This is a genomic window from Streptomyces sp. NPDC060000 (genome assembly GCF_042737375.1).
GTDB lineage: Bacteria > Actinomycetota > Actinomycetes > Streptomycetales > Streptomycetaceae > Streptomyces.
On sequence record NZ_JBHWUU010000064.1, the window covers coordinates 53,879 to 60,068 of the forward strand.

At 69.9% G+C, this 6,190-nt stretch carries 5 protein-coding genes; 4 read left to right on the forward strand and 1 reads right to left on the reverse strand.

Translation table 11 applies throughout. The annotated features are described in order from the left end of the window. Positions 1-28 precede the first annotated feature (28 nt). Entirely contained in the window at positions 29-1,234 is a 1,206-nt protein-coding gene (gene ftsY, locus ACFWBB_RS29585) for a signal recognition particle-docking protein FtsY (protein ID WP_385278397.1), read from the forward strand. A gap of 160 nt (positions 1,235-1,394) precedes the next feature. On the opposite strand, the gene ACFWBB_RS29590 is transcribed toward ftsY, so the two are convergent. Then, positions 1,395-2,051 (reverse strand): bifunctional DNA primase/polymerase, encoded by a 657-nt coding sequence (locus ACFWBB_RS29590; protein WP_385278399.1) that lies wholly within the window; start codon positions 2,049-2,051, stop codon positions 1,395-1,397. A gap of 447 nt (positions 2,052-2,498) precedes the next feature. Here ACFWBB_RS29590 and ACFWBB_RS29595 point away from each other — a divergent pair, with 447 nt between their 5' ends. The 3 genes from ACFWBB_RS29595 (at position 2,499) to ACFWBB_RS29605 (ending at position 6,078) form a co-directional block, all read left to right on the forward strand. Beyond that, the gene (locus ACFWBB_RS29595; RefSeq protein WP_385278401.1) at positions 2,499-3,983 is read left to right on the forward strand and encodes a hypothetical protein; all 1,485 of its coding nucleotides are present in this window, start codon (positions 2,499-2,501) and stop codon (positions 3,981-3,983) included. A 419-nt stretch (positions 3,984-4,402) separates the two neighbouring features. Beyond that, positions 4,403-5,743, forward strand: coding sequence for an ammonium transporter (locus ACFWBB_RS29600; protein ID WP_385278403.1), 1,341 nt, complete (start codon positions 4,403-4,405; stop codon positions 5,741-5,743). After that, positions 5,740-6,078, forward strand: coding sequence for a P-II family nitrogen regulator (locus ACFWBB_RS29605; protein ID WP_003997576.1), 339 nt, complete (start codon positions 5,740-5,742; stop codon positions 6,076-6,078). Before ACFWBB_RS29600 ends, ACFWBB_RS29605 begins: the two co-directional genes overlap by 4 nt. Positions 6,079-6,190 lie beyond the last annotated feature (112 nt).

Sequence of the window (6,190 nt, forward strand, 5' to 3'; positions counted from 1 at the left end):
GCGGGGAGGGATGGATACTGGACGCGTTATGGAAACCGTCATCCTTGCTGTAGTCATCGCCGTGGTCGTGCTCGGTGTGCTGGGCGGGCTCGTCGTCGGCAGCCGACGGACGAAGTCGCTGCCCCCGCCGCCCCCCACCGCGCCCGACATCACCGCCCCTCCGGCCGAGCCGCAGGTCGGCGACGAGGCCGAGACGCCGCGCGACGAACCGCGCCGCACGATCCAGGAGGTGGATCTACCCGACGGCGGCTCGGCCGGCACCGCCGTCGAGGAGCCGCCCGTTGTCGAGGCTCCGGGGATCGAGATCCCGGAACCCACCGAGGGGCGGCTGATCCGCCTCCGCGCCCGTCTGTCCCGCTCCCAGAACGCCCTGGGCAAGGGCCTGCTCACACTGCTCTCGCGCGAGCACCTCGACGAGGACACCTGGGAGGAGATCGAGGACACCCTGCTCACCGCCGATGTCGGTGTGCAGCCCACCCAGGAACTGGTCGAACGGCTGCGTGAGCGCGTCAAGGTGCTCGGCACCCGCACCCCCGAGGAACTGCGCGCCCTCCTGCGCGACGAGCTGCTCAAGCTGGTCGGCACCGAGGTCGACCGCACCGTGAAGACCGAGCCCGCGGAGCGCAAGCCCGGCATCGTGATGGTCGTCGGGGTCAACGGCACCGGCAAGACCACCACCACCGGCAAGCTCGCGCGCGTGCTGGTGGCCGACGGGCGGACCGTCGTCCTGGGTGCCGCGGACACCTTCCGGGCCGCCGCCGCCGACCAGCTCCAGACCTGGGGCGAGCGCGTCGGCGCCCACACCGTGCGCGGCCCCGAGGCGGGCGACCCCGCTTCCGTCGCGTTCGACGCGGTGAAGGAGGGCAAGGAGATGGGGGTGGACGTCGTCCTCATCGACACCGCGGGGCGGCTGCACACCAAGACCGGGCTCATGGACGAGCTCGGCAAGGTCAAGCGGGTCGTCGAGAAGCACGCGCCGCTCGACGAGGTGCTGCTCGTCCTCGACGCCACCACCGGGCAGAACGGACTCGTCCAGGCCCGTGTCTTCGCCGAGGTCGTGAACATCACCGGCATCGTCCTGACCAAGCTGGACGGTACGGCGAAGGGCGGCATCGTGATCGCGGTCCAGCGCGAGCTGGGCGTCCCGGTCAAGCTGATCGGACTCGGCGAGGGCGCGGACGACCTGGCGCCGTTCGAGCCGGAGGCGTTCGTGGATGCCCTGATCGGCGACTGAGGGCCATTGCATACCGCCCGCAGGCCGCAGCCGTCGATCGAGGTACCACCACGGCGACCGGTCAGGTCCGCGGAAGCGGCGCCGGTCTAGGCGCAAAAACGCGAAGCGCCCGTCCCAGGTGCAGTGGGACGGGCGCTTCGCCGTGTGCGCGCCGTACGGCTCAGGCGCGCGACCGGTGTGCCAGGTACGCCAGCGTGCCCAGCAGCAGGCGGGCCTCCGGGGGCCGGGCCGTCGAGTCCAGGGCGGGCGGACGCAGCCAGCGCACCGGGCCGAGCCCGCCGCGGTCGGAGGGCGGGGCCGTGATGTACGAACCGGGGCCGAGGCCACGCAGGTCCAGGGCGGTCGGGTCGTCCCAGCCCATGCGGTAGAGCAGGCCGGTCAGTTCGGCGGCGGCGCCGGGGGCGACGAAGAACTGGGTGCGGCCCTCGGGGGCGGCGGTGACCGGGCCGAGCGGAAGACCCATGCGCTCCAGCCGGACCAGGGCGCGACGGCCGGCCGGCTCGGCGACGTCGATCACGTCGAACGCGCGCCCGACGGGCAGCATGACGGCGGCTCCCGGGAACTCCGACCAGGTCCTGCTCACGTCGTCGAGCGTTGATCCGGCGGGGACCCGGGGGGCGAACTCCAGGGGGTGCGCGCCGGGTTCGCGGCAGTCGGGGTGCCCGCACGAACAGAGGCCCGAGGCGGCCCGCGCGCCGGGCACCGCGTCCCAGCCCCACAGTCCCGTGAACTCGGCGACGGCGGTGCACTCGGACGAGCGACCGCGCCTGCGCGTGCCGGAGCGGATCTCGCGAATGCCGCCGATCGTGAAGCCCATGCCCCCTCCAACGGGTCCGACGCGCCGATGGTTACGCAGTGGTCCTGTGCTGTGACTCTGCGTGTTCTCACTTCCCGTCGGCCGCACGATCCAGTCGGCGCCTGGAAGCCCTTCGGGTGGTGTGCTCGGCCGCGTGCGCCCCTGAGTGCTTCGCTCCGCTCATTCCCGGCCGTCCTGTGTCAAGTGAATCGCGCCCAGGTCACCGGGAGTTCATTCGAAGGGGTGGCGAATGGTGGCGTTTCCGGGATCCTCGTGGCTGGAGCCGTGATCGTAGGATTACTTTGAGTGTGCGGGTCCTGGAGGCACATGCGCTTGTGGGTATGCCGGAGGCAAGTCGGCTGTCCGTTCGAAGGGTGACAAGTACCGTACGGCAGGCCGTATTTACCGGCATTCTGATAAGGCTTGGCGCACTCAGTAACAAGTGGTCTCAGGGATGGGGGCGTTCCAGTGAGCGGCAACGGCGGAAGCGGAAGTAGCGCTGCGGGTGCGGACAAGCGCCCGAACGAGTTGCTCGCCTCGTGGTTCGTGCGAAGCGGCTGGTCGAAGGGTGAACTCGCCCGTCAAGTCAACCGTCGAGCCCGCCAGTTGGGCGCCAGCCACATCTCCACGGACACCTCGCGCGTGCGCCGCTGGCTGGACGGTGAGAACCCCCGCGAACCCATCCCCAGGATCCTGTCCGAGCTGTTCTCCGAGCGGTTCGGCTGCGTCGTCTCCGTCGAGGACCTCGGGCTGCGCGCGGCGCGCCAGGCGCCGTCCGCGACCGGCGTCGACCTCCCGTGGACGGCCCCGCAGACGGTGGCCCAGCTCAGCGAGTTCTCGCGCAGCGACCTGATGCTGGCCCGGCGCGGCTTCCTCGGCACCTCGCTTGCCCTGTGCGCGGGCCCGTCCCTCATCGAGCCCATGCAGCGCTGGCTCGTCCCCTCACCGCCCGCCCCGCTCGAGGAACCGGACTCGATGCCGACCAGTCGGGCCCGCGGCCGGCTCTCCGGGCCCGAGCTGGACCTGCTGGAGTCCACCACCGTGATGTTCCGGCAGTGGGACGCCCAGTGCGGCGGCGGTCTGCGCCGCAAGGCGGTCGTCGGGCAGCTGCACGAGGTGACGGACCTCCTCCAGGAGCCCCAGCCCGAGACCACCGCGAGGAGGCTCTTCAAGGTTGCCGCCGAACTGGCTGAACTCGCGGGCTGGATGAGCTACGACGTCGGGCTCCAGCCCACCGCGCAGAAGTACTTCGTCCTCGCCCTGCACGCGGCCAAGGAGGCCGGCGACCGGCCCCTCGGCAGCTACGTGCTGTCCAGCATGAGCCGTCAGATGATCCACCTGGGCCGGCCCGAGGACGCCCTGGAACTGATCCACCTCGCGCAGTACGGCAGCCGGGACTGCGCGAGCCCGCGCACCCAGTCCATGCTGTATGCGATGGAGGCCCGCGCCTACGCCAACATGGGGCAGCCCGGGCGGTGCAAGCGGGCGGTGCGGATGGCCGAGGACACCTTCGCCGAGTCGGACGAGTGGGACGAGCCCGACCCCGACTGGATCCGCTTCTTCTCCGAGGCCGAGCTCTACGGCGAGAACAGCCACTCCTTCCGCGATCTCGCCTATGTCGCCGGCCGCAGCCCCACGTACGCCTCGCTGGCCGAGCCCCTGATGCGCAAGGCCGTGGAGCTGTTCGCGGGCGACCACGACCACCGGCGGTCGTACGTGCTGAACCTGATCGGCATGGCCACGGTGCACCTCCTCCAGCGCGAGCCCGGGCAGAGCGCCGCCCTCGCCACTCAGGCCATGAAAGAGGCCAAGAAAGTGCGCTCCGAGCGCGTCAACACTCGTATTCGAAAGACGGTCGACAGCGCCGTACGCGATTTCGGGGATCTCTCCGAGGTCGTGGACCTGACCGAGCGGCTCACCATCGAGCTGCCGGAGACGGCCGAAGCGGTCTGATCCGGCTGATCCACAGGGCGAAACCCATGAACCCCGGCCGCGGCCGGTCCTCCCGAACTGCCCGACTCGGCTCCCCCATGCCAGGTCATCGGAAGGCCGGCCGCGGCCGGTTCGCTGCTGCCCTCTGCGACTGAACCGGCGTCGCTCTCGCGGACGTGGCCGGCCGCCGTTCGGGTTGCTCAATCGATGGTTGCGGTGGCATTCGTCGAAGGTTGCGCCACGATAACGATCGATCCCGGCCGGATCCGGCAGTTCATCGATGCGTAACACGCACGGTGCCTTCGTCACAGCGGCGAAACAACGAGGGGCTTCCACCGAAACCGCGTTGCGCGAATCTCATGGCGCATAACCGGCCCACCCCTCACGAACCCGCTCTGGCTTCGCCCGCACGGGGCCGTACCTACGACGAGGAGACGCCGATGGCAGCAGCCATCACGCTTGCCGCGGAGGCACCCAAGCTGTCCTCCGCGAACACAGGCTTCATGCTCATCTGTTCCGCCCTGGTGCTGATCATGACCCCGGGCCTCGCCTTCTTCTACGGAGGCATGGTCCGCGTCAAGAGCACGCTCAACATGCTGATGATGAGCTTCATCAGCATCGGGATCGTCACCATCCTGTGGGTGTTGTACGGCTTCTCCCTCGCATTCGGGACCGACTCCGGCAGCCTCATCGGCTGGAACTCCGACTGGGTCGGCCTCAGCAACATCGGCCTGACGGACCTGTGGGACGGCTACACCATCCCGATCTTCGTGTTCATGGTCTTCCAGATGATGTTCGCGATCATCACGCCCGCCCTGATCAGCGGTGCGCTCGCCGACCGCGTCAAGTTCTCCGCGTGGGCGCTGTTCGTCGCCCTGTGGGCGACGGTCGTGTACTTCCCGGTCGCGCACTGGGTCTGGGGCGCCGGCGGCTGGGCCTTCGAGCTGGGTGTCATCGACTTCGCCGGTGGTACGGCGGTCCACATCAACGCCGGTGCCGCGGCCCTCGGCGTGATTCTCGTCATCGGCAAGCGCGTCGGTTTCAAGAGGGACCCGATGCGGCCGCACAGCCTGCCGCTGGTCATGCTGGGCGCCGGTCTGCTGTGGTTCGGCTGGTTCGGCTTCAACGCCGGCTCGTGGCTCGGCAACGACGACGGCGTCGGCGCGCTGATGTTCGTCAACACGCAGGTCGCCACCGCCGCCGCCATGCTGGCCTGGCTCGCCTACGAGAAGATCCGCCACGGCGCGTTCACCACGCTGGGCGCCGCCTCCGGCGCGGTCGCCGGTCTGGTCGCCATCACCCCCTCGGGCGGTGCGATCTCCCCGCTCGGCGCGATCGCCATCGGCGCCATCGCCGGTCTGCTCTGCGCCATGGCCGTCGGCCTGAAGTACAAGTTCGGTTACGACGACTCGCTCGACGTCGTCGGCGTCCACCTCGTCGGCGGTGTCATCGGCTCCCTGCTGATCGGCTTCTTCGCCACCGGCAAGGGCCAGTCCACGGCGACCGGCGTCTTCTACGGCGACCACTCGTTCGACCAGCTGTGGAAGCAGTGCGCCGGTGTCTTCGCGGTCCTCGCCTACTCGCTGGTGGTCTCCGCGATCCTCGCCTTCCTCCTCGACAAGACCATCGGCATGCGGGTCTCCGAGGACGACGAGGTGGCCGGCATCGACCAGGCCGAGCACGCCGAGACCGCATACGACTTCAGCGGGGCCGGCGGTGGCGCCGCCCGCACGACCGCCCTCCCGACCGCGGTCGACGCGAGCAAGAAGGTGGACGCATGAAGCTCATCACCGCCGTCGTGAAGCCCCACCGGCTCGACGAGATCAAGGAAGCCCTGCAGGCCTTCGGCGTGCACGGGCTGACGGTCACCGAGGCCAGCGGCTACGGTCGTCAGCGGGGACACACCGAGGTCTACCGCGGCGCCGAGTACACGGTCGACCTGGTCCCCAAGATCCGCATCGAGGTGCTGGCCGAGGACGACGACGCCGAGCAGCTGATCGACGTCATCGTCAAGGCGGCCCGCACCGGCAAGATCGGTGACGGCAAGGTCTGGTCCCTCCCGGTCGAGACGGCCGTACGGGTCCGCACCGGCGAGCGCGGCCCGGACGCGCTCTGACGGCAGAACAGAACAGGAGTCACTGGGTGACGAGTACGGACGTGCGCAAGGATGCAGAGGACTCGGGACCCAGCGGCTACGCGGCGGCCCGGCTGCGCCTCCTCACCGAGGG

Coding starts and splice junctions, on each gene's coding strand:
- ACFWBB_RS29600 (WP_385278403.1), top strand. CDS start 4,403: ATGGCAGCAGCCATCACGCTTGCCGCGGAGGCACCCAAGCTGTCCTCC.
- ACFWBB_RS29590 (WP_385278399.1), bottom strand. CDS start 2,051: ATGGGCTTCACGATCGGCGGCATTCGCGAGATCCGCTCCGGCACGCGC.
- ACFWBB_RS29605 (WP_003997576.1), top strand. CDS start 5,740: ATGAAGCTCATCACCGCCGTCGTGAAGCCCCACCGGCTCGACGAGATC.
- ftsY (WP_385278397.1), top strand. CDS start 29: ATGGAAACCGTCATCCTTGCTGTAGTCATCGCCGTGGTCGTGCTCGGT.